24 protein-coding genes are annotated in these 23,781 nt (G+C 73.7%); 12 read left to right on the top strand and 12 right to left on the bottom strand.

Annotation, left to right across the window (positions count from 1 at the left end):
- Positions 1 to 57: 57 nt before the first annotated feature.
- Positions 58 to 1,014, bottom strand: coding sequence for a zinc-binding alcohol dehydrogenase family protein (locus EYB28_RS17140; protein WP_166850385.1), 957 nt, complete (start codon positions 1,012 to 1,014; stop codon positions 58 to 60).
- Positions 1,015 to 1,078: 64 nt separating this feature from the next.
- Between EYB28_RS17140 and EYB28_RS17135 the strand changes: the two genes are divergently transcribed.
- Entirely contained in the window at positions 1,079 to 1,762 is a 684-nt protein-coding gene (locus tag EYB28_RS17135; protein ID WP_166850382.1) for a TetR/AcrR family transcriptional regulator, read from the top strand.
- A gap of 219 nt (positions 1,763 to 1,981) precedes the next feature.
- Here EYB28_RS17135 and EYB28_RS20640 read toward each other — a convergent pair whose 3' ends face one another.
- The 3 genes from EYB28_RS20640 to EYB28_RS17120 are packed head-to-tail and all read right to left on the bottom strand — an operon-like array spanning position 1,982 to position 3,937.
- Positions 1,982 to 2,149, bottom strand: a complete 168-nt coding sequence (locus EYB28_RS20640) for a hypothetical protein (protein WP_370459495.1) — start codon at positions 2,147 to 2,149, stop codon at positions 1,982 to 1,984.
- A gap of 49 nt (positions 2,150 to 2,198) precedes the next feature.
- Positions 2,199 to 3,125, bottom strand: a complete 927-nt coding sequence (locus tag EYB28_RS17125; RefSeq protein ID WP_240930614.1) for an NADP-dependent oxidoreductase — start codon at positions 3,123 to 3,125, stop codon at positions 2,199 to 2,201.
- A complete protein-coding gene (locus tag EYB28_RS17120) occupies positions 3,122 to 3,937 on the bottom strand; it encodes an SDR family oxidoreductase (protein WP_166850377.1) in 816 nt (271 codons plus the stop codon). The genes EYB28_RS17125 and EYB28_RS17120 overlap by 4 nt, the downstream gene beginning before the upstream one ends.
- 168 nt (positions 3,938 to 4,105) lie before the next feature.
- On the opposite strand from EYB28_RS17120, the gene EYB28_RS17115 reads away from it, so the two are divergent.
- The gene (locus tag EYB28_RS17115; protein ID WP_166850374.1) at positions 4,106 to 4,711 is read left to right on the top strand and encodes a TetR/AcrR family transcriptional regulator; all 606 of its coding nucleotides are present in this window, start codon (positions 4,106 to 4,108) and stop codon (positions 4,709 to 4,711) included.
- A 31-nt stretch (positions 4,712 to 4,742) separates the two neighbouring features.
- Here EYB28_RS17115 and EYB28_RS17110 read toward each other — a convergent pair whose 3' ends face one another.
- From EYB28_RS17110 to EYB28_RS17100, 3 genes are read right to left on the bottom strand one after another with little or no spacing between them, the layout of a single operon-like run.
- Positions 4,743 to 5,093, bottom strand: coding sequence for a CHY zinc finger protein (locus EYB28_RS17110; protein WP_166850371.1), 351 nt, complete (start codon positions 5,091 to 5,093; stop codon positions 4,743 to 4,745).
- Complete coding sequence (locus EYB28_RS17105) at positions 5,090 to 6,271, bottom strand: FAD-dependent oxidoreductase (protein WP_166850368.1); 1,182 nt, start codon at positions 6,269 to 6,271, stop codon at positions 5,090 to 5,092. The genes EYB28_RS17110 and EYB28_RS17105 overlap by 4 nt, the downstream gene beginning before the upstream one ends.
- A complete protein-coding gene (locus tag EYB28_RS17100; RefSeq protein WP_166850365.1) occupies positions 6,268 to 6,888 on the bottom strand; it encodes a TetR/AcrR family transcriptional regulator in 621 nt (206 codons plus the stop codon). Before EYB28_RS17100 ends, EYB28_RS17105 begins: the two co-directional genes overlap by 4 nt.
- Before the next feature lie 150 nt (positions 6,889 to 7,038).
- On the opposite strand from EYB28_RS17100, the gene EYB28_RS17095 reads away from it, so the two are divergent.
- Positions 7,039 to 7,665 (top strand): maleylpyruvate isomerase family mycothiol-dependent enzyme, encoded by a 627-nt coding sequence (locus EYB28_RS17095; RefSeq protein WP_240930613.1) that lies wholly within the window; start codon positions 7,039 to 7,041, stop codon positions 7,663 to 7,665.
- Here EYB28_RS17095 and EYB28_RS17090 read toward each other — a convergent pair.
- Genes EYB28_RS17090 through EYB28_RS17080 form a run of 3 tightly spaced genes read right to left on the bottom strand, consistent with a single transcriptional unit; the run spans position 7,643 to position 10,187 of the window.
- Complete coding sequence (locus EYB28_RS17090) at positions 7,643 to 8,524, bottom strand: metal ABC transporter permease (RefSeq protein ID WP_166850359.1); 882 nt, start codon at positions 8,522 to 8,524, stop codon at positions 7,643 to 7,645. The genes EYB28_RS17095 and EYB28_RS17090 overlap by 23 nt on opposite strands.
- Complete coding sequence (locus tag EYB28_RS17085) at positions 8,521 to 9,261, bottom strand: metal ABC transporter ATP-binding protein (protein ID WP_166850354.1); 741 nt, start codon at positions 9,259 to 9,261, stop codon at positions 8,521 to 8,523. The genes EYB28_RS17090 and EYB28_RS17085 overlap by 4 nt, the downstream gene beginning before the upstream one ends.
- Positions 9,258 to 10,187, bottom strand: coding sequence for a metal ABC transporter substrate-binding protein (locus EYB28_RS17080; protein ID WP_166850352.1), 930 nt, complete (start codon positions 10,185 to 10,187; stop codon positions 9,258 to 9,260). The genes EYB28_RS17085 and EYB28_RS17080 overlap by 4 nt, the downstream gene beginning before the upstream one ends.
- A gap of 78 nt (positions 10,188 to 10,265) precedes the next feature.
- Between EYB28_RS17080 and EYB28_RS17075 the strand changes: the two genes are divergently transcribed.
- The 3 genes from EYB28_RS17075 (at position 10,266) to EYB28_RS17065 (ending at position 14,044) form a co-directional block, all read left to right on the top strand.
- Complete coding sequence (locus EYB28_RS17075) at positions 10,266 to 10,787, top strand: VanZ family protein (protein ID WP_166850349.1); 522 nt, start codon at positions 10,266 to 10,268, stop codon at positions 10,785 to 10,787.
- A gap of 75 nt (positions 10,788 to 10,862) precedes the next feature.
- The gene (locus EYB28_RS17070; RefSeq protein ID WP_166850346.1) at positions 10,863 to 12,512 is read left to right on the top strand and encodes a hypothetical protein; all 1,650 of its coding nucleotides are present in this window, start codon (positions 10,863 to 10,865) and stop codon (positions 12,510 to 12,512) included.
- Positions 12,513 to 12,601: 89 nt separating this feature from the next.
- Positions 12,602 to 14,044, top strand: coding sequence for a family 20 glycosylhydrolase (locus EYB28_RS17065; RefSeq protein ID WP_240930612.1), 1,443 nt, complete (start codon positions 12,602 to 12,604; stop codon positions 14,042 to 14,044).
- Between the two features lie 72 nt (positions 14,045 to 14,116).
- On the opposite strand, the gene EYB28_RS17060 is transcribed toward EYB28_RS17065, so the two are convergent.
- Entirely contained in the window at positions 14,117 to 15,901 is a 1,785-nt protein-coding gene (locus EYB28_RS17060) for a dolichyl-phosphate-mannose--protein mannosyltransferase (protein ID WP_240930611.1), read from the bottom strand.
- Between the two features lie 38 nt (positions 15,902 to 15,939).
- On the opposite strand from EYB28_RS17060, the gene rsmI reads away from it, so the two are divergent.
- Positions 15,940 to 16,836 (top strand): 16S rRNA (cytidine(1402)-2'-O)-methyltransferase, encoded by an 897-nt coding sequence (rsmI, locus tag EYB28_RS17055; RefSeq protein ID WP_166850340.1) that lies wholly within the window; start codon positions 15,940 to 15,942, stop codon positions 16,834 to 16,836.
- Between the two features lie 22 nt (positions 16,837 to 16,858).
- Here rsmI and EYB28_RS17050 read toward each other — a convergent pair whose 3' ends face one another.
- On the bottom strand, positions 16,859 to 17,455 hold the full coding sequence (locus EYB28_RS17050) for an isochorismatase family protein (protein WP_166850337.1): 597 nt from the start codon (positions 17,453 to 17,455) through the stop codon (positions 16,859 to 16,861).
- Between the two features lie 478 nt (positions 17,456 to 17,933).
- On the opposite strand from EYB28_RS17050, the gene EYB28_RS17045 reads away from it, so the two are divergent.
- From EYB28_RS17045 to EYB28_RS17025, 5 genes are all read left to right on the top strand, one after another.
- The gene (locus EYB28_RS17045; protein ID WP_370459494.1) at positions 17,934 to 18,698 is read left to right on the top strand and encodes a sorbosone dehydrogenase family protein; all 765 of its coding nucleotides are present in this window, start codon (positions 17,934 to 17,936) and stop codon (positions 18,696 to 18,698) included.
- 60 nt (positions 18,699 to 18,758) lie between these two features.
- Positions 18,759 to 20,567 (top strand): methionine--tRNA ligase, encoded by a 1,809-nt coding sequence (metG, locus tag EYB28_RS17040; RefSeq protein ID WP_166850334.1) that lies wholly within the window; start codon positions 18,759 to 18,761, stop codon positions 20,565 to 20,567.
- A 4-nt stretch (positions 20,568 to 20,571) separates the two neighbouring features.
- Positions 20,572 to 21,504, top strand: a complete 933-nt coding sequence (locus tag EYB28_RS17035; RefSeq protein WP_166850331.1) for a TatD family hydrolase — start codon at positions 20,572 to 20,574, stop codon at positions 21,502 to 21,504.
- Positions 21,505 to 21,652: 148 nt separating this feature from the next.
- Complete coding sequence (locus EYB28_RS17030; protein WP_166850328.1) at positions 21,653 to 22,765, top strand: ubiquitin-like domain-containing protein; 1,113 nt, start codon at positions 21,653 to 21,655, stop codon at positions 22,763 to 22,765.
- Positions 22,766 to 22,954: 189 nt separating this feature from the next.
- Positions 22,955 to 23,781, top strand: an 827-nt coding sequence (locus tag EYB28_RS17025) for a ubiquitin-like domain-containing protein (protein ID WP_166850325.1), incomplete at its 3' end; no start/stop codon positions are given.

The following is a 23,781-nucleotide window of genomic DNA, read 5'->3' as shown; positions in this document are numbered from 1 at the left end:
GATTTCCGCGGCTGCGTCCTCGCCGCGGCAGTGACGCGCCGCGCGCTTCCCGTCGTTCTACGCGACCATGATCACGGTGCGTTCGCCCCGGGCGTCGTCGTGCGCCCACGCGGCTTCGACATCGGCGAGGGGGACGGGGCGCGGCCTGACGACGAGATCGCCGCGCGTGATCGCGGCGGCCAACCCGGCGAGGTCGGCTCGTCCCATCGGGACCGAGCCGAACCCGCTGCCACTGATGCGAAGAGCGTTATGGCGGAACAGATGCCCGTCCAGCGTGATCGCCGTGCCGCCCATGCCGCCCATCTGCAGCCAGTCGAGTACCTTCACATGGTCGGTGCGCGCCGCGTCGATCGCCGCGATGGCGTTCTCGGTCGTCGCTCCCCAGACGTAGTCCAGGACGACGTCGACATCGGCCGCGGTGGCCGCGAAGGACGCGGCGGTCTGCTCGGCGTCCTCGGTGAGCGTGACGATGTCGTCCGCGCCCTCGGCCAGGAGCTGCTCGAGTCGCTTCTGGTTGCGACCGGCCGCGATGACGCGAGACGCTCCCATGAGCTTTCCGACCTTCACCGCCATTCCTCCGGCGTTTCCGGTTGCCCCGATCACCATCAGCGTCTGGCCCGGTTGGAATCCGGCGCGGGCGTGCAGGGCGACCCATGGCGACAGGGCCGGGTTCATGGTGGCTGCGACAGTCGCCGGATCGGCGTGCTGCGGGAGGGGGATCAGGGTGCTCGGATCGACGGCGATGCGTTCTGCCAGGGTGCCGCTCTCAGGCGCCATCACCATGGCGAGACTGTCATCGCCGCGCCGCACGACTGCGTCGATGCCGGCGACGATGGGCGGTCGCTTGGTGTTCGTGTAGTGCTTTCCGGCCGCGGTGCCGCGCGTGGCGGGATGGATGCCGACGGCGAGAACGTCGACGAGCTCCTGCCCTGCTGCGGCGACGGGAGCCTCGATCGGGGCGGGGCGAGGCGGTTCGTCGAACGACGTCACGACGGCGGCGGTGATGAGAGGCATGATTCTCCTTAAGAGACACAGGTGTATCTAAAAACACGGTACTCGCTGACGATAAGATGCACAAGTGACTCTTGATCGATCGCCGTCGCCGGGCGAGGCCGCCGCAGGCGCGGAAGGCCGGCCGGCCACCCGGCGAAGGGGTGCCGAGCTGGAGGAGGCGCTGCTGCAGGCCGCATGGGCGATCGTGGTCCGCGACGGCTACTCGGGGCTGACCTACGAGGCAGTCGCCAAGGCGGCGGGCACGGCGCGCGCCGTGCTGTATCGACGCTGGCCGCAACGGCACCTCCTGCTGGAAGCTGCGCTGCGCCGTTTCTGGGCCCCGATCGAGGTCCCCGATACCGGTTCGCTACGCGCGGACGCGATCACGCTGCTGGAGCGGATCAACGACGAACGCGCTGATCTCATCGCCGTGCTGGGGGCGAAGCTCGCCGACTACTACCGCGACACGGGCGCGACCCTCACCGAGCTCCGTGACAAGATCGGCATGGCCGGCCGGGAAGCGCCCTTCGACGCCGTGCTCGCACGGGCGCTGGATCGTGGCGAGCTGCGGCATCCTCCCGCAGCTCCCCGAATCGCGAGCCTCCCTCTCGACCTGCTTCGCCACGAGATGATGATGCGATCCGGCCGAACCACCGTCGACGTCATCGTCGAGATCGTCGACCTGATCTGGCTGCCCCTGCTCAACGCGTCACCCCACCCGACAAGCGGCAGTGCGAGCGGTATTGCGATCGCCCGCCAGCGCGGCTGAGTCCTCGAAGGGCGGGTCCACTTCCCAGGCCCAGCGATCACCCGGTCGGCGTCGATGCCCAGGTGCCCAGCAGGGTGAGAGCGTCGGCATCGGGAGGCCCAGCTTCCGCAAGGTGGACAACCAGCTGTTGACCGGGCGCGCCGTGAATCGCCCTGGGTCTCTTGGAGACTCGTGGTCTGCCCCCGGCTTCCGTGGAGCCAGACTGCTGGGTCAGTACACTTAGGCCACGGTGATCGTTGCTGTGTCCTCGAACTCTACGGGTGTCAGCCATCCGAGCGCGGAGTGCCGGCGCTGGCGGTGGTGGAAGATCTCGAGGTGCTCGACGATCGTGTTGGCAAGTTCCAGACAGGTGCGCCACCGGCGACGGTCCAGGAGCTCGGCCTGCATGCGCGACCAGAAGCTCTCGATCAGCTGGAGCTCATCGGGTCGGGACGGTTCAGCGTGTGACGATCACCTTCCCATGGACATGACCAGACGACTGCAAGGTGACCGCGTCGCGGATCTCGCTGAGGGGGAACCGGGCGGCGATCGGAACGGTCACGTCGCCCCGGATGACCGCCTCGGCGAGGCGCCCGAGAGACGCGGGGTCGGCCGCGCAAGCACCGGTGGCGTGCACGCCGGGCAGGTGGTGCTCGGAGGCGACGGTGGCGATGCGCGCCGCAGGAACACCCAGAGCGAGGGCGGCCTCGGCGGTCTCCGCACCGTGCAGGTCGATCGCGGCGGTGATGCCGCCGGACGCGGTCTCGCGGACCCGCTCCGACAGGCCGGGGCCGTAGGCGACCGGTGCCGCACCGAGCCGTCGCAGGAAGTCGAAGGTGCCTGGCGCGCCCGTGCCGATCACCTCGGCTCCGGCGAGCCGGGCGAGCTGGACCGCGAGGACACCCACGCCTCCGGCGGCGCCACCGATCAGCACGACGTCGGAAGGTCCCGGCCGGATCGCCTCGACGGCAGCGAGGGCCGTCAGACCTGGCGTGGGCAGGGCCGCGGCGGTGGCGTCGTCGATGCCGTCCGGGGTGGGCACGAGCAGGTGCGGTGGTGCCGGCGGCACGCGCAGGACCACGTGGTCGGCGGCGGCGCCGACGAGCACGCCGCCGTGGACGCGGTCGCCCTCCGCGAACTCGGTGACCCCGTGCCCGACCTCGTCGACCACGCCGGCGAGGTCGCAGCCGAAGCCGGACGGGCCGGTGATGCCGAACCTGGCCGCGTGGTGCGCCGAGGCCGCGATCTGCCGGTCCATCGGGTTCAGCCCGATCGCACCGACGGCGAGACGGATCTCTCCGGGGCCGGCGTGCGGGTCGGGGACCTCGCGCACGTCGAGCACCTCCGGGCCGCCGAAGGCGGACCGGTGGACGACGCGGCTCACGCGGCACCGCCCGTGCCGCCGGTGAGTGCCCGCTCGATGATCCGGCCGTACATCCATACCGAGCTCGACCGCGGGAGGAGGTACTTACCGGCGACGTCGGCAAGCTTGTTCCTGAGGCCAGGGATGACGTGGACGCGCCTGCCGAGGTTGTCGAGGGCGGTGCGCGCGACCTGTGCGGGGTCCATCGTGGCTCCGCCCAGCTTGCTGAAGTCGATGCCGACGGCGTTGTCCAGCCCCTCGGTCCGGGTCGGCCCCGGGGAGACCACCAGCACGTCCACGCCATCCTTCTTCCACTCGTGGCTCAGGGCCTGGCCGAGCGAGAGGACGTACGCCTTCGCCGCCGCGTAGTTCGCCTCGTACGGCACCGGGCTGGCCGCGATGCTGGAGGACACGAGGACGAGGGCGCCGCGCCGGCGGCGGACGAACTCGCGCCCGAAGCGGTGCGCCAGCTGGAGCGGTATCGCCGCGTCGAGGGAGAGAACGTCCAGCTCGTCCGCCAGTGCGTTGTCCACGAGGGGCCCGGCGTAGTAGATGCCGGCGTTCGCGACGACGATCCCGACATCGAGTCCGGCGACCTCCTGCGAGAGCTGGTCGATCGCCCCGTGGGCGAGCAGGTCCAGCGCGACGGTCCGGCACTCGACGCCGTGCTCGCCCGAGATCTCGGCGGCGAGCTCGTCGAGGCGGTCCTTCCTGCGGGCGACCAGGACGACGTTCATTCCAGCGGCGGCGAGCTGCTCGGCGAACTGCCGGCCGATACCGGACGACGCCCCGGTGACGATCGCGTGTGCGCCGTAGGCGCGGAGGTCTCTCATGCTGTCGGTCCCCTCTGGTGTGGCGGCGTCGGGCGTGAGCGAGCAGCCCGATGACCGGGTCGGTGGCTCCCCGGCGGCGCCCGCACGGATTTCCATGCAGGCGTTCAAGAAGTCGGTACGACAGTACGACTTCTTGAACGGCGATTCAAGAAGCCGTACTGTCGTCACATGGCGAGGACTGGACGGCCCAGAGGATTCGACCCGGCCGCCGCGCTCAGGAGCGCGCGCGACGTCTTCTGGGCCTCCGGCTACGGCAGCACGTCGATCCAGGCGCTCGTGGACGAGGTCGGCCTGGAGCGCGGGAGCCTCTATGCGGCCTTCGGGGACAAGCGCCGGCTCTACTTCGAGGCCGTGAAGCTGTACTGGTCCGAGTACGAGGAGTCGCTGCGGTCGGCGCTCGCGCGCGTCCCGCTGCTCCCCGCGCTGCGCGACGTGCTGGTCATGCCCGCGCAGCTCGGAGCGGTGGCCTCCGACCCCCGGGCCCCGCACGGCTGCATGATGGGCAACACCGTCGCCGAGCTCGTGCCGCAGGACGCCGAAGCGACCGCGCTGGTCGCGGAGTCGTTCTCCCGGTTCGCCCGGTTGACGGCGGAGGCGCTCCGACAGGCTCAGGAGCGCGGCGAGATCACCGTGGCGTCGTCCCCCGAGGCGCAGGCGCACATGCTCCTCGTCCTGGCCGAGGGGACGGCGCTCCTGGCGAGGACGGGCACCGACCCCGAGCTGGCCTCGGCGGCCGTCGACGCCGCCATCGCCGGACTTCGCCCGACCGGCTGAGCCCCCGGACACGATGCTCCGACGCGGGAGCTCACCCGAAGTAGACGGGGTGGTGCAGGGCGCAGCGCGGGTTGAAGCCCGCGCCGCAGCGGGGGCAGGCGTCGGTGCTCGTGTAGGCGGCGATCGTCAGCTCGGTCCAGCAGGCGCCGCAGAGGACGGCGTGCTCGCCGCTCGCCCCGGCCGGCCAGGGCCGGAGGGCGTGGTCGGCGGTCTGGTCGTGGCACAGGTGACAGGGGTAGTAGGTGTCGCAGCACGCGGCGCGGATCGCGACGATGTCCAGGTCGGTCCGGTAGTGGACGCAGCGGGTGTGCTCGTCGACCGTCGGGCCGTGGACGACCGGCCCGGTCGCGCGGGCCGGTCTGTGCGGGCGTGCGGGGCTCATGAGGTGAGCTGGAGGCGGCGCTGGAGCAGGGCGGAGACGGGCCGGAACGACGCCAGGCGCAGCGGCAGGTCGCGCAGCCAGAGCCGGAAGGGGTCGGCGGGGGCGTACAGGCCCTTGACCTGGCGGCCGAGCTGCTGCTTGCGCTCGGCCTCGGGGCGGATCTCGGCCTCCCACTCGTGCAGGGCGGTGGGCAGGTCGTCGGGGTGGCGTTCGAGCGCGGAGCCGAGGGCGTCGGCGCCGGCGACGGCCAGCGACGAGCCGTACCCGGCGAACAGGGTGACGCACCATGCGGCGTCCCCCAGCAGCACGACCCGGCCACGGCTCCAGCGGTCGACCACCATCTGGCTGATGGTGTCGAAGTAGACGGACTCGGCGCCGTCGAGCTGGGCGAGCACCTGAGGTGCGACCCAGCCCATGTCGCCGTACGCGCGGGGGAGGGCCACCCGCGGCCCCTCGGCGAGCTCGTCCTGGGGGTGGTCGGTCCGGTAGCCGAAGAACGCGACGGCGCGCTCCGGCCCCACGCTCACGACCGCCAGGGTGCGCCCGGTGTCGGTGAGCGACGCCGTCACGCCCGGCTCGACGCCGTCGGGCACCTGGTCCAGCATGAACACGCCCACCATGTGGTCCAGGTCGAGGCGCACGTCCTCCTCGGGGCCGAACACGAGCCGCCGGGTCGTCGAGTGGAGGCCGTCCGCGCCGACGAGCAGGGCCGCCCGTTCGACGGTGCCGTCGTCCAGCGTGACGTCCACGCCGTCCGGGTCCTGCCGGACGTCGGCGATGCCGCTGCCGAACCGGATCTCGACGCGGCCGGACGCGGCGTCCGTCACGGCCGTGTACAGCACGTCCTCGATGTCCCCGCGGAGGATGTTGAGCGACCTGCTGCCCATCATCGCCCGCACGGTGGGGCCCGGCACCGAGAAGCGGGTGCGGCCGTCGGGCCGCACGTAGTCCATGCGGTCGGGGGTGATGTGCCGCTCGGCGAGCCGGGGGAGCACGCCGAGGCGCTCGGCGGCGTCGTACCCCTGCCCGGCGAACGTCACGGCGTAGCCGCCGGAGCGGCGCCCCGCGGCGCGCTCGACGACGAGGACCTCCCAGTCGGCGCGGTCCAGGCGCAGCGCCGTGGCCAGACCGGCGATGCCGGCCCCGACGACGACGGCCCGGCGGTGGTGCGTGGTCATGTCCGGTCTCCCTCGGTGGTGGTGAGTCCTGTCGCGACGAGGTCGACGAGCAGGTCGAGGCTCTGGCGGTACGTGTCTGACAGGTGCTGCGTGTTCAGCGGGAGCAGCAGCACGGACTGCAGCGCGCCCACGACGACGGCGGGGTCGTCGCCGACCAGCTCGCCGCGCCGCTGCCGGTCCGCCACGTAGTCGACGAGCGCGGCGGACGGGTCGTCGGCGCCCAGCGCGGCCACCTGCTCCGGGTCGAGGCGCGCGGCGACCGCCCCCAGCTCCTCCGGGTCGGTGACGAGCCGTCGCCACAGCGAGTTGTTCTCCAGCACGTCCACGGTCGCGTGCAGGAACCGGCGCAGCGCCTCGCGGGTGTCGTCGGTGGACAGCAGCGCACGGTCGACGACCTGGGCCTTGACCGCACCGGCCTCGTCCAGCATGAGCTGCAGGTACAGCGACTCCTTGGAGTCGAAGAACTGGTAGAACGTGCTCTTCACGATGCCGGCGGGGGCCACCAGCTCGTCCAGGGAGGTCTTGCGCAGGCCTCGGTCGGTGAACAGGCTCCGGCCCGCGTCGAGCAGCGCCCGGGTGATGCGGGCGCGTTCCTCGGCAGTGAACCCTCGGGGCACCGTGTCTCCTCTCGCCGCTAAAAACAGACTATCGCATTTGTTTTCATGGGCCGTCCGGGAGTCGTGGCACGGAGACGAGCACGGGGCGGACCGCCCGACGGCGGGCGACCCGTCGTCCTCCCGCGCCGTCGGCGGGCTACGCTCGCGGTCGTGACGACCTCGCTGACAGGCATCCAGGAACGCGAGCGGGCGGCGCTGGTCGCGGACCTGCGCGGGCTCGCCCCGGAGCAGTGGCGCGGTCCGACGCTCTGCGACGGGTGGGACGTGGAGGAGGTCGTCGCCCACCTGGGCGCGGCCGCCACGTCGACCCTGTGGCGGTGGGTCCGGAGCATGGTCGGCGCCCGGTTCGACACCGACCTGCACAACCGGCGTCGGCTCGAGGCGTTCCGCGGCGCCACCCCGGAGCAGACCCTGGACCGGTTCGCCGCCGCGGGCACGATCGCGCTGCCGTTCGCGAACAGCCCGGCCGGGCTCGGGGAGCTCGTGGTGCACGCCGAGGACGTCCGCCGGCCGCTCGGGCTTGCGCACACGCCCGACCCCGACGGGCTGCTCGCCGTCGCGCGGTTCTTCGCGAGCCGCGACTTCGCGGTGAACAGCCGGTCCCTGGTCCGCGGGCTGAGCCTTGCGGCCGACGACGCCACCTTCCGGCACGGCAGCGGGCCCGAGGTCCGCGGCCCGCTGCTCGGGCTGGTGATGACGATGGCCGGCCGCCGCGCGCCCCTGGCGGACCTCTCCGGCGACGGCGTCCCGGAGCTCAGGCGGCGGCTGAGCGGCTGAGCTGCCGGCGTCGTCGTCGCGCCGTGAGCTGCCGGCCCAGCAGGCCGTGGCGCGGGCTCGCGAGGTACACGACGGCGAAGACGGCGCCCTGCACGAGCACCACGAGCCCGCCGGACGCGGCGTCGAACCAGTACGACAGGTAGATGCCGGTGACGGAGGCGGCCGCGGCCACCACGGGCGCCACGACGAGCATGCGCCCGAACCGGTCGGTGAGCAGGAAGGCGGTGGCACCGGGGATGATGAGCATCGCCACCACGAGGATCACGCCCACCACCTGCAGCGCGACGACCGTGGTCAGGGCGAGCAGCCCGAGCAGGAGGGCGCCGAGCCGGCGGGGCGAGAGGCCGATGGCGTGCGCGTGGACGGGGTCGAAGGCGAACAGCACGAGGTCGCGGCGCTTGGCCAGCAGGACGGCCATCGCGACCGCCGCGAGGCCCGTGACCTGCAGCAGCTCGGTGGTGGAGACGCCGAGGACGTTGCCGAAGATGATGTGGTTGAGGTCGGTCTGGCTGGGCGTCACGGAGATCAGCACGAGGCCGAGCGCGAACAGCGTGGTGAACACGATCCCGATCGCGGCGTCCTCCTTGAGCCGGCTCGTGTCGCGCACGGCGCCGATGAGCGCGACGGCGAGCACCCCGAAGGCGAGGGCCCCGAGGGCGAACGGCGCGCCGAGCACGTAGGCGAGGACGACCCCGGGCAGGACGGCGTGGGAGACGGCGTCGCCCATGAGCGACCAGCCGATCAGCACGAGCCAGCACGAGAGCAGCCCGCAGACCACCGCGGCGAGGGTGGTGGTGATCAGGGCCCGGACCATGAAGTCGTACGACAGCGGTTCGAGCAGCAGGTCGACCGGGCTCATCCGGCGGCCTCCCGGTCCAGCACGTCGAGCCCGAACGCCCGGGCGAGGTGGGAGGGCTCGAGGGCGCGCCCGACCGGCCCGTGGAACAGCACACGCCGCCGCAGCAGGACGGCCTCGTCGGCGAGGCGCGGCAGGGCGTGCAGGTCGTGGGAGGAGACCAGCACGGTGCACCCGTCGTCGGCGAGCCCGCGCAGCAGCCGCACGATCGTGGCCTCGGACCGCTTGTCCACGCCGGCGAAGGGCTCGTCGAGCAGCAGGACCCGCGCCCCCTGGGCGATGCCGCGCGCGACGAACGCGCGCTTGCGCTGGCCGCCGGAGAGCTGCCCGATCTGGCGGCCGGCGAGCTCCGTGAGCTCGACGCGGTCCAGGGCGTCGTCGACGGCGGCACGGTCGGCCGCCCTCGGCCTGCGGGTGGGGCCCATGCCCGCGTAGCGGCCCATCGTCACGACGTCCCGGACGCTCACGGGGAACTGCCAGTCCACGGCCTCCGACTGCGGGACGTACCCGAGCAGGGCGCGACGTCGGGCCCGCGCCGGGTCCAGGCCCGCGACGCGCACCGTGCCCCGCTCGGGCCGCACCATGCCGGTGAGGGCCTTGAACAGGGTCGACTTGCCCGACCCGTTCATCCCGACGAGCCCGCACACGCGTCCGGGCTCCACGCGCAGCCGCACCTCCTCGAGGGCCACGACCTCGCCGTACCGTACCGTCAGGTCGTCGACGGCGATCGCCGCGCTCACGACCCCTGCCCGGTGAGGCCGTCGACGATCGTGCGGGCGTCGTGGCGGATCAGGTCGAGGTACGTCGGCACCGGCCCGTCGGCCTCGGACAGGGAATCGACGTACAGGACGCCGCCGAAGCGGGCGCCGGTCGCCTCGACGACCTGCCGCATGGGCCGGTCCGAGACGGTCGACTCGCAGAACACGGCCGGGACGTCGTTCGCCTCGACGAACTCGATGGCGGACGTGATCTGCCGCGGCGTGGCCTGCTGCTCGGCGTTGACCGGCCAGATGTACCGCTCGGTGAGCCCGGCGTCGCGCGCCAGGTAGGAGAACGCGCCCTCGCACGTGACGAGGGCGCGCTGGTTCTCCGGCAGCGCCGCGAGCTCGTCGACGAGCTCGTCCTGCACCTGCTGCAGCTCGGCCCGGTACGCCGTCGCGTTGGCCGCGAACTCGTCGGCGTGCTCGGGGTCCAGGTCGGCGAACGCCTCGGCCATGGTGTCCACGTAGCGCTGCACGTTCAGCGGGCTCATCCACGCGTGCGGGTTGGGCGTGCCTGCGTACGCGTCCGCGGTGATGTCGATCGGCTCGACGCCCTCGGAGACCACGACGTGCCGGGCGTCGGCGCTCTCGACGAACTGCGCGAACCATGCCTCGAGGTTGAGGCCGTTGTCGAGGATCAGGTCCGCCTCGGCGGCCTTGCGCACGTCGCCCGGGGTGGGCTCGTACCCGTGGATCTCCGCGCCGACCTTGGTGATCGACTCCACCCGCAGGTGCTCGCCCGCGACGTTCTCCGCGATGTCCGCGAGCACCGTGAACGTGGTCAGCACCACCGGACGGTCGTCCCCGGTCCGCGAGCCCGCGGCGCCGGGGACCGCGCACGCCGCCGGCACCGCGGCCAGGGCGACGAGCAGGAGCGAGGCGAGCGCACGACGAGGTTTCGGCATACTGAAAACAATAGTTGGGACATGGGTGATGGCGTCAAGACCCGCCGTCGGCGCGACCGGCGCTAGGATCCCGTCGTCGTGATCTACGACGTCCTCGTCTTCCACCGCACCGTCGCGGAGCTGGCGCTGTCCCTGCTGGTCCTGGTCTGCGTCGTCCTCGGCGCCGTGCTGGCCCGCCGCCCACGGCGCGGGCGCCGCGCGCTGTGGGTGCTGACGGCGGTGTGGGTGCTCCCCGTGCTCGCCCTCACCCTCGTCCCGGACCTCAAGTCCCTCGGCGAGGCGCCGGGCCCCGTCGGCTGCACCGTGCAGTTCTCGGTCCCCACGCTCCATCCGATCGACCTGGCCAACATGGCGCTGTTCTTCGTGCCGGCCTACTTCGCCGCCCTCGCGAGCCGCCGCCCGGCCCTGGCCGCCCTGGCGGGCACGGCCCTGTCGGCCGGGGTCGAGGCGCTGCAGGCGGTGCTGCCCGTCCTCGGGCGCGCCTGCGACACCGACGACTGGCTCACCAACACGGTGGGCGTCGTGGCCGGAGCCCTCGTGGCCGCCGGCGTGGCGCTCGTGGTGGGGCGTCGGGGGCCGGGCCGCGACCTCGCCCGGTGAGGCCCGGCGGCGGGGACGACGACGGCGCACGGACGGGTGTCGACCGCGGGGCGGTCCATGCGCGAAGATGTGGACGTGCCCCTTCGGAACGTCCGATTCGTCCTGCCTGTCCTCCTGGTCTCGAGCGGTGTCGCGGCGCTCGCCGGATGCGGGTCCCCGCCGGCCCCCGACGTGCAGGACGACCCGGCGTCGGCGCCGGCGATCTCGGTGCACGAGCTCGAGGAGCACACGGTCCTGCTCGACTCCACGGACCCCGCCGAGCTCGCGCTGACGGTGAGCCAGACCGTCTACGAGCGGGCCGAGACGGTCGTCCTGGCCGACGCCGCCGACGAGAGCTCCTGGCCCGGGCTGGCCGCGGTCGCGGTGGCCGCGAGAGCCCCCGCCCTCCTCGCCCGCGGCGGCGTGGCCGACGGCGGCCTCGGCGACGAGCTGGAGCGGCTCGGCGTGCGTTCCGCGGTCGTCGTCGAGGGCACCGACGCCCCGGCCGGCGACGGTGCGGACGGCAGCGCGGACGACGGTGCGGCCCCTGGGTCCGGGCAGGGCGAGACGAGCGACGAGGGCGCCGCGCTGCAGGCCGCGGAGGCGGCAGGCGTCCAGGTGGTGAGCGTGGAGCCGGAGACGGTCGAGGGCGAGCACGGGTACCCGGCGCTGGACCCCAGGGACCTGGACGACCTGGCCGCCGACCTCGAGGAGGCGGGGACGCCGGTGCCGACCGGGGACGGTCGCGAGGACGCGACGGCCGATGCCGGCCTGCTGCGCGAGGTGCTCGCCGTCGTCGACCCCCGACCCGGGCAGACGGCGGCGATCGCGTCGCTGCGCGCCGCGGGCGCCGTCGCCGTCGAGGTCCCGGACGGCGACCTCGGTGCCCCCGCCGCCGTGCGGACGCTCGACGAGGCACAGGCGCTCGCCGTCGTGGGCCTCGGGCCCACCTTCGGCACGCCCGAGGAGTTCGCCTGGCGGGTGGCCGCCGCGGAGCGTGCCGCCCTGCTGCCCACCGGGACCCAGCACCTGCTGCCGGGGCGGTACGTGACGACGGCGGCGGACCGATGGGACGACCCGCAGGCCGCCGTCGAGCAGGCGCGCACCGCCGCCGCCGCGTACGAGGACGACGACGCCGGCGGGGAGGGCGGACCCGTCGTCCCCGCCCTCGAGGTCACCGTGGGCACCGGTACGGGCGCGGGCGTGAGCGACGACGACGTGGACGCCGTGCGCCCCCTCGTCGCCGCCGCGCAGGACGCCGGTGCCTACGTGCTGCTCGACCTGCCGGTCGCGGGGCCCGAGCCGCTGGTCGAGCAGGTGGCGGCCCTGGACCCGCTGCTGCAGCGGCCCGGGGTCGGCCTCGCCGTGCACCCCGAGCAGCGGCTGGGCGACGGCGTGGCCACCACGTCGCACGAGATGAGCGCCGCCGAGCTGCAGGGCGTCGTCGACCACCTCGCCGCCCTCGTCGCGGGCGAGGGGCTGCCCCCGGCGATGCTCGTCGTCCACCAGACGCGGCCCGAGTCGGTGTCGGAGCGTGAGGAGCTGCGCCCGGTGCCGCAGGTGGAGGTCGTGCTGGCCGCGGACCGGACCGGGGGAGCGACCACCGGGGAGTGGGTGTGGGACCACGTGAGCGCGGACGTGCCCGACGGCGTGCACCTCGGGTGGTCCGGGCTGGCCGCCCCGTACCCGGGGGCCGGCGAGACGGTCCCCGAGGACCCGGCGCCGGTGCTGGTCGCGGCCTCCTGACGGCGGTCGCCCGGCCCGTTGACGGGATTCGGCAGGATCATTAACGTTTTGCCTACGCCCAAGGACGAGCCGTCTGGAGACTGATCCCGTTGCTTCCGCTGATCCCCTGGCCCACCGACGTCGAGGGGACCGACGCGCCGGCCGTCCCCGTGCCCGGCCTCCGCGTCCTCGCCCCCGACGACGCCCTGGCGGACCTGGCCGCGGAGGCGCTGTCCGCCGCCGGCCTGCCGCTCGCCGACGCCACCGCCCCGGGCGTCGTCGACCTCACGCTCGCGCTCGGCGAGGACGCCGGCCCCGTCGGCTCGGACGACCCCGAGCGGTACACGCTGCGGGTGGCCGGCGACGGGATCACCGCGACCGCCCCCGAGCGGGTCGGGCTCGCGCACGCCGTGCGCACCCTGGCCCAGCTCGCCGCCGCCCGCGACGACGACGGCGCGCTGCCCGGCGTCGTCGTGCGCGACGCGCCGCGCTACCGGTGGCGGGGCCTGTCGTTCGACGTGGTGCGGCACTGGTTCGGCCCCGAGGACATCCGCGCCGTGGTGGACCTCGTGGCCTCGCTCAAGCTGCGCGTGCTGCACCTGCACCTCACCGACGACCAGGGCTGGCGCCTCGAGATCCCGTCGCGCCCCGAGCTGGAGAAGGCGTCCGACAACCAGGTGGGCGGCGGCACGGCCGGCTTCCTCACGGTGGACGACTACCGCGCGCTGCAGGAGTACGCCGCCGCCCGCTTCGTGACGATCGTGCCCGAGTTCGACATGCCCGGACACGTCAACGCCGCGACGCACGTCTACGGCGGGCTGAACGCCGACGGCCTGCCCACCGACGCCTACGACGGCATCGACGTCGGGTTCTCCCGGCTCTGGTTCGACAACCCCGCCACCGAGCCGTTCCTGCGCGACGTCATCGGCGACGTCGCCCGCATGACCGACGGCGCGTGGGTGCACGTCGGCGGCGACGAGGTGCACACCATGGAGGTCGAGGAGTTCGCGCGGTTCGTCGAGCTCGCCGCGCGGATCGTCCGCGAGCACGGCAAGACGCCGATCTTCTGGCAGGAGGGCGCCCGCGGCCCCGTCGAGCCCGGCACCCTGCTGCAGTACTGGGACCCGAAGGGCGAGGACGTCGACCGCTTCGTCGCCGCCGCCCGCGCCGGCGCGCGCTTCGTCATGTCGCCCGGCAACCACGCCTACCTGGACATGAAGTACACGCCGGAGCACCCGCTCGGCCTGGACTGGGCGGGTCACGTGGAGCTGCGCGACGCCTACGACTGGGAGCCGACGGCGGTGATCGCCGGGCTGCCCGCGGACGCCGTCGAGGGCGTGAGCGCCGCGATCTGGACCGAGACCCTCACCACCCGCGACGAGCTGTTCTCCATGCTGCTGCCCCGCCTGGGCGCCGTCGCCGAGGTGGCGTGGACGGCACCGGACGGCAAGGACTGGGAGTCGTTCCGCACCCGGACGGCCGCGCAGGCCCCCGCCTGGACCGCCGCCGGCCGGGCGTTCCACCCCACGCCCCAGGTCGACTGGCACAACTGAGACGTTGTGGGCGTGAGTTTGGCGCTATCTTCCGAGGAATAGCGCCAAACTCACGCCCACAACACGCTGGGGTCAGACCCAGGACGGCAGCAGCATCAGCCGCTGCCAGTACCCGTACGGCACCTCGGTCGCCGTCCACACCGGGTAGAACACCGCCGAGACGGCGACGACCAGCGCCAGGACGACGGCGATCACCGCGACCACGCGCCGTCGTCCCGGCCGGCCCTCCGTGCGCTCCAGCGCCACGACCATGGGGTACACGAGGGTGAGCACCACCCAGGGCGTGAACACGATCGAGTAGAAGGTGAAGATGGTCCGCTCGCCGAACGGCGGCGCGTAGGCGAACCACGGCAGCCAGCCGGCCACGGTGCCGCTGAGCACCGCGATGGCCCGCCAGTCGCGCAGCCGGACCCCGAGCCACACCGTCACGACGATCGCCAGCGCGGCCAGCAGCCACAGCAGCGGGTTGCCGAGCGACGTCACCGCGCGCACGCAGGCCTCCGCCGCGTCCGCCGGGCAGCCCGCCGTCCCGGGCTCGTTCTTCTCCCAGAAGAACGAGGTGGGGCGCCACTGCACGATCCAGCCCAGCGGGTGCGAGGCGTACGGGTGGTCCGACGACAGCCCGGTGTGGAAGTCCCACATCTGCCGGTGGTACTCGAGCAGGCTGCGCAGGGGGCCGGGCAGCCAGCCGGGCCCTTCGCCGGGGTGCGCGGCCGCCCAGTCGCGCAGGTACGCCCCCTGGGTGGCGAACCACGACCACCACGACGCCACGTAGACCACCAGGGCGGTCGGGACGATCGAGAGGAAGGCGGGCACGGCGTCCACCACCAGCCCGTCCTCCCACCACCGGCCCACGCCCACCGCCCGCCGCGCGGTCAGGTCCCACAGCACGGTGAGGAGGCCGAGCACCGCGACGAACCACAGCCCCGACCACTTGGTCCCGCACGCCAGGCCGAGGCTCACCCCGGCCGCGAGGCGCCACCCGCGGAAGCCGAGTCGCGGCCCGTACCGGGCGACGGAGCCGCCGGCGTCCACGATCGCGGCCACCCGCGCCGCGAGCCGCCGTCGTGCCCGTTCCCTGTCGACGACGAGGCAGCCGAACGCGACGAGCACCCACAGCATGACGAACTGGTCCAGCAGCGCGGTGCGCGAGTGCACGATCGCCTCGCCGTCGACCGCCAGCAGCAGGCCTGCCACGACGCCCGCCAGCGACGACGAGAACAGTCGCCGGGCGATCCGCACCAGCAGGAACACGGCGAGGACCCCCACGACCGCGCTGGCGAGCCGCCACGCGAAGGCGCTGGTGGCGCCGCCCCCGGCCTCCATGCCGAGCCAGATCATCCACTTGCCGACCGGCGGGTGCACGACGTACGCGGCCTGGTCGAGGAACGTGTGCACGTCACCCGCCTCGAACGCGGCGTTCGGCTCGTCCGGCCACTGCGCCTCGTACCCCAGCTCCCCGAGGGTGAACGCGTCCTTGACGTAGTACGTCTCGTCGAACACGAGCGCGTGCGGCCGGCCGAGCTGCCACAGCCGCGCCACGGCCGCCAGCAGCGTCACCGCCAGGGTGCCGAACCAGCCCCAGAACCGGTCGCGGCGGCGCAGGTCGAGCTGCAGGCGCCGCCGGCCCAGCAGCCGGCGGGTCAGCCGGTGCTCCGTCGAGGGCTCGTCGGCGGGCTCGTCCCCCGGGGAGGTGAACGGCGGCTCGGGACGCGCCCACGGGTCCGGCGGGGGCTCCGGGTCGGCGGCGTGCCTGCCGACGACCGCCTGCGTGCCGGTGCTCGCCGCGCGGGCCCCGTCGCGGGGCTCGCCGTCGGCGGTCGGTTCTCCGGTCGCGCCTGCGTCGGGATCGGTCACCCGCGTCATCGTAGAGGCGCCGTGGGACGCTGGTCACCATGACCGCCGACCCCCGTGACGCCCCCGCCCCTGACGCCGCCCCGCTCCCCGAGGCGGGGTCCGTCGTGCTGGCCGCGACGCCGATCGGCAACGCGGAGGACGCCTCGCCCCGCCTGCTCCGGCTCCTCGCACGCGCGGACGTCGTCGCCGCCGAGGACACGCGCCGCCTGCACGCGCTCGCCGCCCGGCTGGGGGTCACCGTCGGCGGCCGCGTCACCTCGTACCACGAGCACAACGAGACGGCCCGGGCCGACGAGCTGCTCGACGTCGTCGCCGGCGGCGGCACCGTCGTCGTGGTGTCCGACGCGGGGATGCCCGCCGTGTCCGACCCGGGCTACCGGGTCGTGGCGCGCGCGGTCGAACGGGGCCTGCGGGTGACGTCGGCCCCCGGCCCGTCCGCGGTGCTCACGGCCCTGGCGCTCTCCGGGCTCCCCACCGACCGGTTCACGTTCGAGGGGTTCGTGCCCCGCAAGGCGGGGGAGCGGTCGCGGTGGCTCGGGGCGCTCGCGGCCGAGCCGCGCACCATGGTCCTCTTCGAGGCGCCGCACCGGATCGCGGCCACGCTGCGCGCGATGGCGGACGTGCTCGGCGGCGACCGGCCGGCCGCCGTCTGCCGCGAGCTCACCAAGACGTTCGAGGAGACGCTGCGCGGCCCCCTGGCCGACCTCGCCGCGGAGGCCGAGGAGCGTGCCGCGGCGGGCGACGGGCTGCGGGGGGAGATCTGCGTCGTGGTGGGCGGGGCGCCGACCACGACGCCGAGCGTCGAGGACCTCGTGGGCGAGGTCCTGTCCCGGGTGGAGGCCGGCGAGCGCATGAAGGCGGCGGTCGCCGAGGTGGCTGCCGCGGCCGGCGTGCCCAAGCGCGACCTGTACGCCGCCGCGCTGGCCGCGCGGTAGCGGACGGCTCGGCCGCCACCGGCTACACGGACGCCGTCAGCTCGACCCCGGCCGCGGCCAGCTCGTGGCGGGCCTGCTCGCCCTGCTCCTCCGAGACGGGCGCGGTGAGGTCGGTCAGCACCCGGGTCGCGAACCCCTTCGCGGCGGCGTCCAGAGCGGTGTGCTTGACGCAGTGGGACTCCGCCAGCCCGACGACGTCGACGGCGGAGACGTGGGCGTCGCGCAGCACCTGCTCGAGCGACCGCCCGGCGTCGTCCGCGCCGTCGAAGCCGGAGTAGCCGTGCGAGTACTGGCCCTTCTTCACCGAGACGTCCGGGTCGAGCTCGGAGAGCGCCGGGTGCAGCGCGGCGTTCGGGCTGTCCGCGACGCCGTGCACGGGCCACGAGTTCACGAAGTCCGGGCGAGAGCTGAAGTGCTCGCCCGGGTCGATGTGCCAGTCCTGCGTCGTGACGACGACGGCGTACCGGCCGCGGTGGCCCGCCGCGTACCCGGCGACGTCGTGGGCCACCTGGTTGCCGCCGTCCACGGCGAGCTCGCCGCCCTCGCAGAACGTCGGCTGCACGTCGACGACGATGAGGGCGCGCCGGGGGAGCGGCGGGGGCGTCGTGGTCTCGCTCATGTCCTCCACCCTGCCACCGTCCGGCCTGCTTCGGCAGGGGTGCGCGGCGCCCGGTCTGCGCCCAGGATGGCGGGATGAGCCGTATCCGTCCCGTCCGCGGCGGCGTGCTGTCCGCCCTGCTGGCCGCCGCGCTGCTCGGTGCGTGCACCGGCTCGCCGGGGACGCAGGAGCCGCAGGTGTCGGCCCCCGGCACGCGGGCGCCGGAGTCGTCGCCCGCGCCGGGGACTTCGGTCGGCACCGTGGTCGACGGGCTCGACGCCCCGTGGGGCCTGGCGGAACGCTCCGACGGCACGCTGCTGATGTCGCTGCGCGACGCCGGCCGGCTCGTCGTCGTCGACCCGGACGCCGGCACGACGACGGACGTCACGGGCCCCGGTGCGCGGGAGCTCGCGGCGGGGACGGACCCGGACGGCGAGGGCGGCCTGCTGGGCGTGGCGCTCTCGGCCCGCGGGGGTCGGACGCCGCGGGGGACGTGTTCGTGTACCGCACGGGCACCGACGGCAACGCCGTGCTGCGCGGCACGCTCGACGGCACGGAGCTGGGGCAGCTCACCACGGTGCTGGAGGGCGTCCCGAGCGCCGACTTCCACGACGGCGGCGCCCTCGCGTTCGGCCCCGACGGGTACCTGTACGTCGGCACGGGCGACGCCGGCGTCCGGGAGGCCGCGCAGGACCCGGCCACCCTCCAGGGCAAGATCCTGCGCATGACGGCCGAGGGTGCCCCCGCGCCGGGCAACCCCGACCCCGGGTCGCCGGTGTGGACGTCGGGGCACCGCAACGTGCAGGGGTTCGGCTGGGACGCCGACGGGACGATGTACGCGAGCGAGTTCGGGGAGAACGCCTACGACGAGCTGAACGTGATCGAGGCGGGCGCCAACTACGGGTGGCCCGAGGTCGAGGGGCCGGGCGGCGCGGAGGACAGCGGGTTCACCGACCCGGTCGCGTGGTGGCCGACGGTCGAGGCGTCGCCGTCCGGGCTCGCCGTGACCTCCGACGCCGTCTACCTCGCGGCCCTGCGCGGGGAGCGTCTGTGGCGGGTGCCGATCGCCGGGTCGTCGGCCGGCGGCAGGCACGCGCTGGGGGCGCCGCAGGCGCTGCTGGCCGGCGAGCTCGGGCGGCTGCGCAACGTCGTCGCGGTCGGCGCGTCGGACGCCGACGGGCTGTGGCTGCTGACGAACAACACCGACGGGCGCGGCGAACCGCGCGACGGCGACGACCGGCTGGTGCGGGTCGAGATCGAGTGACCGTGCCGGTGGGCGGAACGCCTCGTCCGGGCCGCCGTGCGGGCCCTTAGGATTGCCCGCATGACCCACATCCTCTCGGCCGTGGCATGGCCCTATGCCAACGGCCCGCGGCACATCGGCCACGTCGCCGGCTTCGGCGTTCCCTCCGACGTCTTCAGCCGGTACATGCGGATGGCGGGTCACGACGTGCTGATGGTCTCCGGTACGGACGAGCACGGGACGCCGATCCTCGTGCAGGCCGAGCAGGAGGGCGTGTCGCCGCAGGAGCTCGCGGACCGGTACAACCGCGTCATCGTCGAGGACCTCACCTCCCTCGGGCTGTCCTACGACCTGTTCACCCGCACCACGACGCGCAACCACTACGCCGTCGTGCAGGAGATGTTCCGCACCGTCCACCAGAACGGGTACATGGTCGAGAAGACGACCATGGGCGCGATCTCGCCGTCGACCGGCCGCACGCTGCCCGACCGCTTCATCGAGGGCACCTGCCCGATCTGCGGGTACGACGGCGCCCGCGGCGACCAGTGCGACAACTGCGGCAACCAGCTCGACCCGATCGACCTGAAGAACCCGCGCAGCCGCATCAACGGCGAGACGCCCAAGTTCGTCGAGTCGAACCACTTCTTCCTCGACCTGCCGGCGTTCGTCGACGCGCTCGCCTCGTGGCTGGAGACCCGCACGGGCTGGCGGCAGAACGTGCTGAACTTCAGCCGCAACCTGCTCGACGACGTGCGCCCGCGCGCCATGACGCGCGACATCGACTGGGGCATCCCCGTGCCGCTCGAGGGCTGGGAGTCCAACCCGAACAAGCGGCTGTACGTGTGGTTCGACGCCGTCATCGGCTACCTGTCCAGCTCGATCGAGTGGGCCCGCCGCAGCGGCGACCCGGAGGCGTGGCGCGCCTGGTGGACGAACCCGGACGCCCGGTCGTTCTACTTCATGGGCAAGGACAACATCACGTTCCACTCCCAGATCTGGCCGGCGGAGCTGCTCGGCTACGACGGCAGGGGGGCCAAGGGCGGCGCGCCCGGCCCGTACGGGGAGCTGCAGCTGCCCACGGAGGTCGTGAGCAGCGAGTTCCTCAACGTCGAGGGGCAGAAGTTCTCGTCCTCGCGCGGCGTCGTCATCTACGTGCGCGACATGCTCGCCCGCTACCAGACGGACGCCTTCCGCTACTACGTGGCGGCGGCCGGGCCCGAGAGCCAGGACGTCGACTTCACGTGGGACAGCTTCCTGCGGCGCACCAACGACGAGCTCGTCGCGGGCTGGGGCAACCTCGTCAACCGCACGGCGAGCATGGTGCACAAGAACTTCGGGCAGATCCCGACGCCGGGCGAGCTGGCCGACGTGGACCGCGACGTGCTCGCGACGACGTCGAAGGCGTTCGGCACGGTCGGCGACCTCGTCGAGGCGAACCGCCAGCGGGCCGCCGTGTCCGAGGCGATGCGGGTGGTCGGCGACGTCAACCGGTACGTCTCGGAGACGCAGCCGTGGAAGCTCAAGACGGACCCGGACCGGCTCGCGACGGTGCTGCACACGGTGACGCAGGCGGTGAGCGACTGCAACACGCTGCTCAGCCCGTTCCTGCCGCACTCCGCCCAGAAGGTGCACGAGACGCTCGGGGGGACGGGGACGTTCGCGCCGCAGCCGCGCATCGACGAGGTCACCGACCTGGACGACGACGCGCGGCACTACCCGGTCATCACCGGCGACTACCAGGCTGATCAGCATGGCGAGCACGGCTTCCCGACGTGGACGTCGCGGCCCGTCGCGGCGGGCACCCCGATCGACAAGCCGACCCCGGTGTTCACCAAGCTCGACGACTCGATCGTGGACTCCGAGCTCGAGCGGCTGCGCGAGAAGGCCTGACGGGGTGGGGCGCAAGCGCGAGCGCGGCTTCCCGGCCGACCCGGAGCCGCTCGGTGTCCCCGTCGTCGACAACCACACCCACCTGGACGCCATCGCCGGCGTGCTGGACGAGCGTGCGCTCGGCGGGGCGCCCGTGCCGACCGTCGCCGACCACCTCACCCGCGCGGCGGCGGCCGGCGTCGACCGGCTCGTGCAGGTCGGCTGCGACCTGCCGTCGATCGCCTGGACGGACACGCTCCTGACCGACGACGCGCACCGCGGCAACCTGCTCGGGGCGGTGGCGATCCACCCGAACGAGGCGGTGCTGCACGCGGGGGTCCGGGAGGTCGGCCCCGACGGGCTGGAGCCGGACCCACGGCCGCACCACGACGTGCCGCTCGACGACGCGATCGCGCGCGTCGCCGACGTCGCCCGGGCCAACCCGCGGGTGCGGGCGATCGGCGAGACGGGGATGGACCTGTACCGCACCGGGCCGCAGGGCGAGAAGGCGCAGCGCGAGTCGTTCCGCGCGCACGTCGCGCTGGCCAAGGAGCTCGGCCTGGCGCTGCAGATCCACGACCGGGACGCGCACGCGCAGGTGATCGACGTCCTGCTCGCGGACGGCGCGCCCGAGCGCACGGTCTTCCACTGCTACTCCGGCGACGAGGAGATGGCGAGGCTCGCCGCCGCCCACGGCTGGTACCTCTCGTTCGCCGGCCCGGTGACGTACCCGAAGAACGACCACCTGCGCGCCGCGCTGCGCGCCCTGCCGGCCGAGCTGGTGCTGGTCGAGACGGACGCGCCCTACCTGCCGCCGCACCCCTACCGGGGGCAGCCGAACGCCCCGTACGTGGCCGCGCACACCGTGCGCGCGATGGCGGCCGTGCTGGAGCGCCCGCTCGACGAGCTGTGCGCCACGCTGTCCGCCACCTCCACCCGCGTCTACGGCACCTGGTGAGACGGGAGTGCCGACGCGTCTTCCCCGGTGGGCGAGGCTCCGCTACGGTCTGGTGACCGTGGCGAGTGCGAGGAGAGCGGCGCGACCGCGCGTCCGGCGAGGCCGGCGCGGACCCCTGCCGGCACCGGCCCGGCACGCCGTGCGGGGGATGGTGCTGCTCGCGCTGGTCGGCGGGTCGGTCTCCGTGGTGCAGGAGCACCGCACGGTGACGATCGACCTCGACGGGCACGTCGCCACCGTGGACGGCTACGGCGACTCCGTGGGCGACCTGCTGGCCTACCACCACATCGACCTGGGGCCGGACGACCTGGTGCAGCCGGCCGTGTCCGCCTCGGTGCGCGACGGCGGCGAGGTGGTCGTGCGCAGCAGCCGCGAGGTGACCGTCGAGATCGACGGCGAGACCACGACGTTCCCCACGACGGCGCACACCGTCGGCGAGCTGCTCGCCGCGATGGGCCCGCGGGGCGACGGCGCCGTGTCGTCGGCGTCCCGCTCCACGGTGCTCGGGCGGAGCGAGGTGCGGGTCTCGACCGTCAAGACGGTGCAGGTGGCGGTGGACGGCTCGGTGCTGCCGATCCGCACGTCGCAGTCGACGGTCCGCGACGTGCTCGACACGGCGGGGATCACGCTCGGCAAGCACGACCGGACGTCCGTCCCGCTCGGCGCCGCGGCCGTGGACGGGATGGTCGTGCTGGTGAGCCGGGGCGAGTCGGAGTCGGACACGAAGACCGAGGTCATCCCGTTCGAGACGGAGACGATCGAGTCCGACGAGCTGCCGAAGGGCTACGAGGTGGTCCGCACGGCGGGCGTGCCGGGGGAGCGGGTCACCACCTACCGGGTGCGCACCCTCGACGGCACCGAGATCGAGCGCACCGTGAAGTCGCGGGAGGTCACCCGCGAGCCCGTGGACGAGGTGATCGTCGTCGGCACGCTCGAGGTGGCGGAGGCGGACCCCGACCCCGGGTCGGCCAAGGCGGTCGCCCGCGGCCTCGCGGCGGAGCGCGGGTGGGGTGACGACCAGTTCTCCTGCCTGGACAGCCTGTGGACCAAGGAGTCGGGCTGGCGCTGGAACGCCGAGAACCCGTCGAGCGGCGCGTACGGCATCCCGCAGGCCCTGCCGGGCTCCAAGATGGCGACGGCCGGCGACGACTGGCGCACCAACCCGTCCACGCAGATCCGCTGGGGGCTCGGGTACATCGCGGGCCGGTACGGGACGCCCTGCGGGGCCTGGAGCCACTCCATGAGCGTCGGCTGGTACTGAGAGAAGCAGCACAGATCACTGCCCGACTTTCGGGACACGCTGGGGCAGAACCGGGCATCTCTACCACAGTCATGCTTGGCGGACGATCACGATCCGGTTACGGTCTTCGGAGCCGCCGGATCGACGCCGGACCCGACAGCCAGCCGGGACCCCGCCCTCGTAGCCGGGAAGCACGACGACTGGATCCGTGTGAACCCCACGAACGACACTCCGAGCTCCGTCACGCCGGGAGCCACCACCGCGGTGGCGACCCGGCGTCGCTGGCCCCTCGTCGCCGGTCTCACGGCGGGCGCGATCGTCCTCGCCGGAGGGGCAGCGGCCGCCTACGGGCAGGCCCACAAGACCGTCACCCTCGACGTGGACGGCGAGATGCGCACGGTCGACACCTACTCGGGCTCGGTCGCGGGCCTGCTCGAGTCCGAGGGCGTCGTCGTGGGCGACCGCGACGCCGTCACCCCGAACGCCGACTCCGCGCTGCGCGACGGCTCCGACGTCGTCGTGCGCTACGGCAACGAGGTGACCGTGGACGTCGACGGCAAGCAGGACGACGTATGGGTCACGGCGCTCGACGCCGACGAGGCCCTCGCCGGCCTGGCCGCCCGGGGCTCGGACGTCTCGCTGGTGGCCTCGCGCTCCGGCGACCGCGCCTCGCTCCCGCTGCGCCTCGACACCGACCAGCCGGTCGCCGTCGTCGCCGACGGCACCACCTCCGTGGTGGACGACGGCAGCGTCGGCCTCAAGGCGATCCTCACCGGCCTCGACCTGACGGTCGACAAGGACGACAACGTCTACGTCGAGCAGCAGAAGGCCGACGAGCCCGGCGACCCGACCGTCCGGGTGGTCGTGGAGCGCGTCGAGACGAAGAAGGTCACCAAGACCTCCGTCGTCGAGCACAAGACGCGCACCGAGACCGACGACGACCGGTACGCGGACCTCGGCAGCACCGTCAGCCAGGAGGGCAAGGACGGCGAGCGCACCAAGGTCTTCCGCGTCACGACCGTGGACGGCGAGGTCGT

It is taken from the genome of Isoptericola sp. BMS4, assembly GCF_011634835.1.
In the GTDB taxonomy this organism is placed as follows: domain Bacteria; phylum Actinomycetota; class Actinomycetes; order Actinomycetales; family Cellulomonadaceae; genus Isoptericola.
This window is presented reverse-complemented; position numbering and strand designations above follow the sequence as displayed.

Excerpts from the sequence above, each read along its gene's own strand:
- rsmI (WP_166850340.1), top strand. The coding sequence starts at position 15,940 with ATGACCGCCGACCCCCGTGACGCCCCCGCCCCTGACGCCGCCCCGCTC.
- EYB28_RS17140 (WP_166850385.1), bottom strand. The coding sequence starts at position 1,014 with ATGCCTCTCATCACCGCCGCCGTCGTGACGTCGTTCGACGAACCGCCT.
- EYB28_RS20640 (WP_370459495.1), bottom strand. The coding sequence starts at position 2,149 with ATGCAGGCCGAGCTCCTGGACCGTCGCCGGTGGCGCACCTGTCTGGAA.
- EYB28_RS17110 (WP_166850371.1), bottom strand. The coding sequence starts at position 5,093 with ATGAGCCCCGCACGCCCGCACAGACCGGCCCGCGCGACCGGGCCGGTC.
- EYB28_RS17105 (WP_166850368.1), bottom strand. The coding sequence starts at position 6,271 with ATGACCACGCACCACCGCCGGGCCGTCGTCGTCGGGGCCGGCATCGCC.
- EYB28_RS17080 (WP_166850352.1), bottom strand. The coding sequence starts at position 10,187 with ATGCCGAAACCTCGTCGTGCGCTCGCCTCGCTCCTGCTCGTCGCCCTG.
- EYB28_RS17090 (WP_166850359.1), bottom strand. The coding sequence starts at position 8,524 with ATGAGCCCGGTCGACCTGCTGCTCGAACCGCTGTCGTACGACTTCATG.
- EYB28_RS17115 (WP_166850374.1), top strand. The coding sequence starts at position 4,106 with ATGGCGAGGACTGGACGGCCCAGAGGATTCGACCCGGCCGCCGCGCTC.
- EYB28_RS17050 (WP_166850337.1), bottom strand. The coding sequence starts at position 17,455 with ATGAGCGAGACCACGACGCCCCCGCCGCTCCCCCGGCGCGCCCTCATC.
- EYB28_RS17120 (WP_166850377.1), bottom strand. The coding sequence starts at position 3,937 with ATGAGAGACCTCCGCGCCTACGGCGCACACGCGATCGTCACCGGGGCG.
- EYB28_RS17030 (WP_166850328.1), top strand. The coding sequence starts at position 21,653 with ATGGTGCTGCTCGCGCTGGTCGGCGGGTCGGTCTCCGTGGTGCAGGAG.
- metG (WP_166850334.1), top strand. The coding sequence starts at position 18,759 with ATGACCCACATCCTCTCGGCCGTGGCATGGCCCTATGCCAACGGCCCG.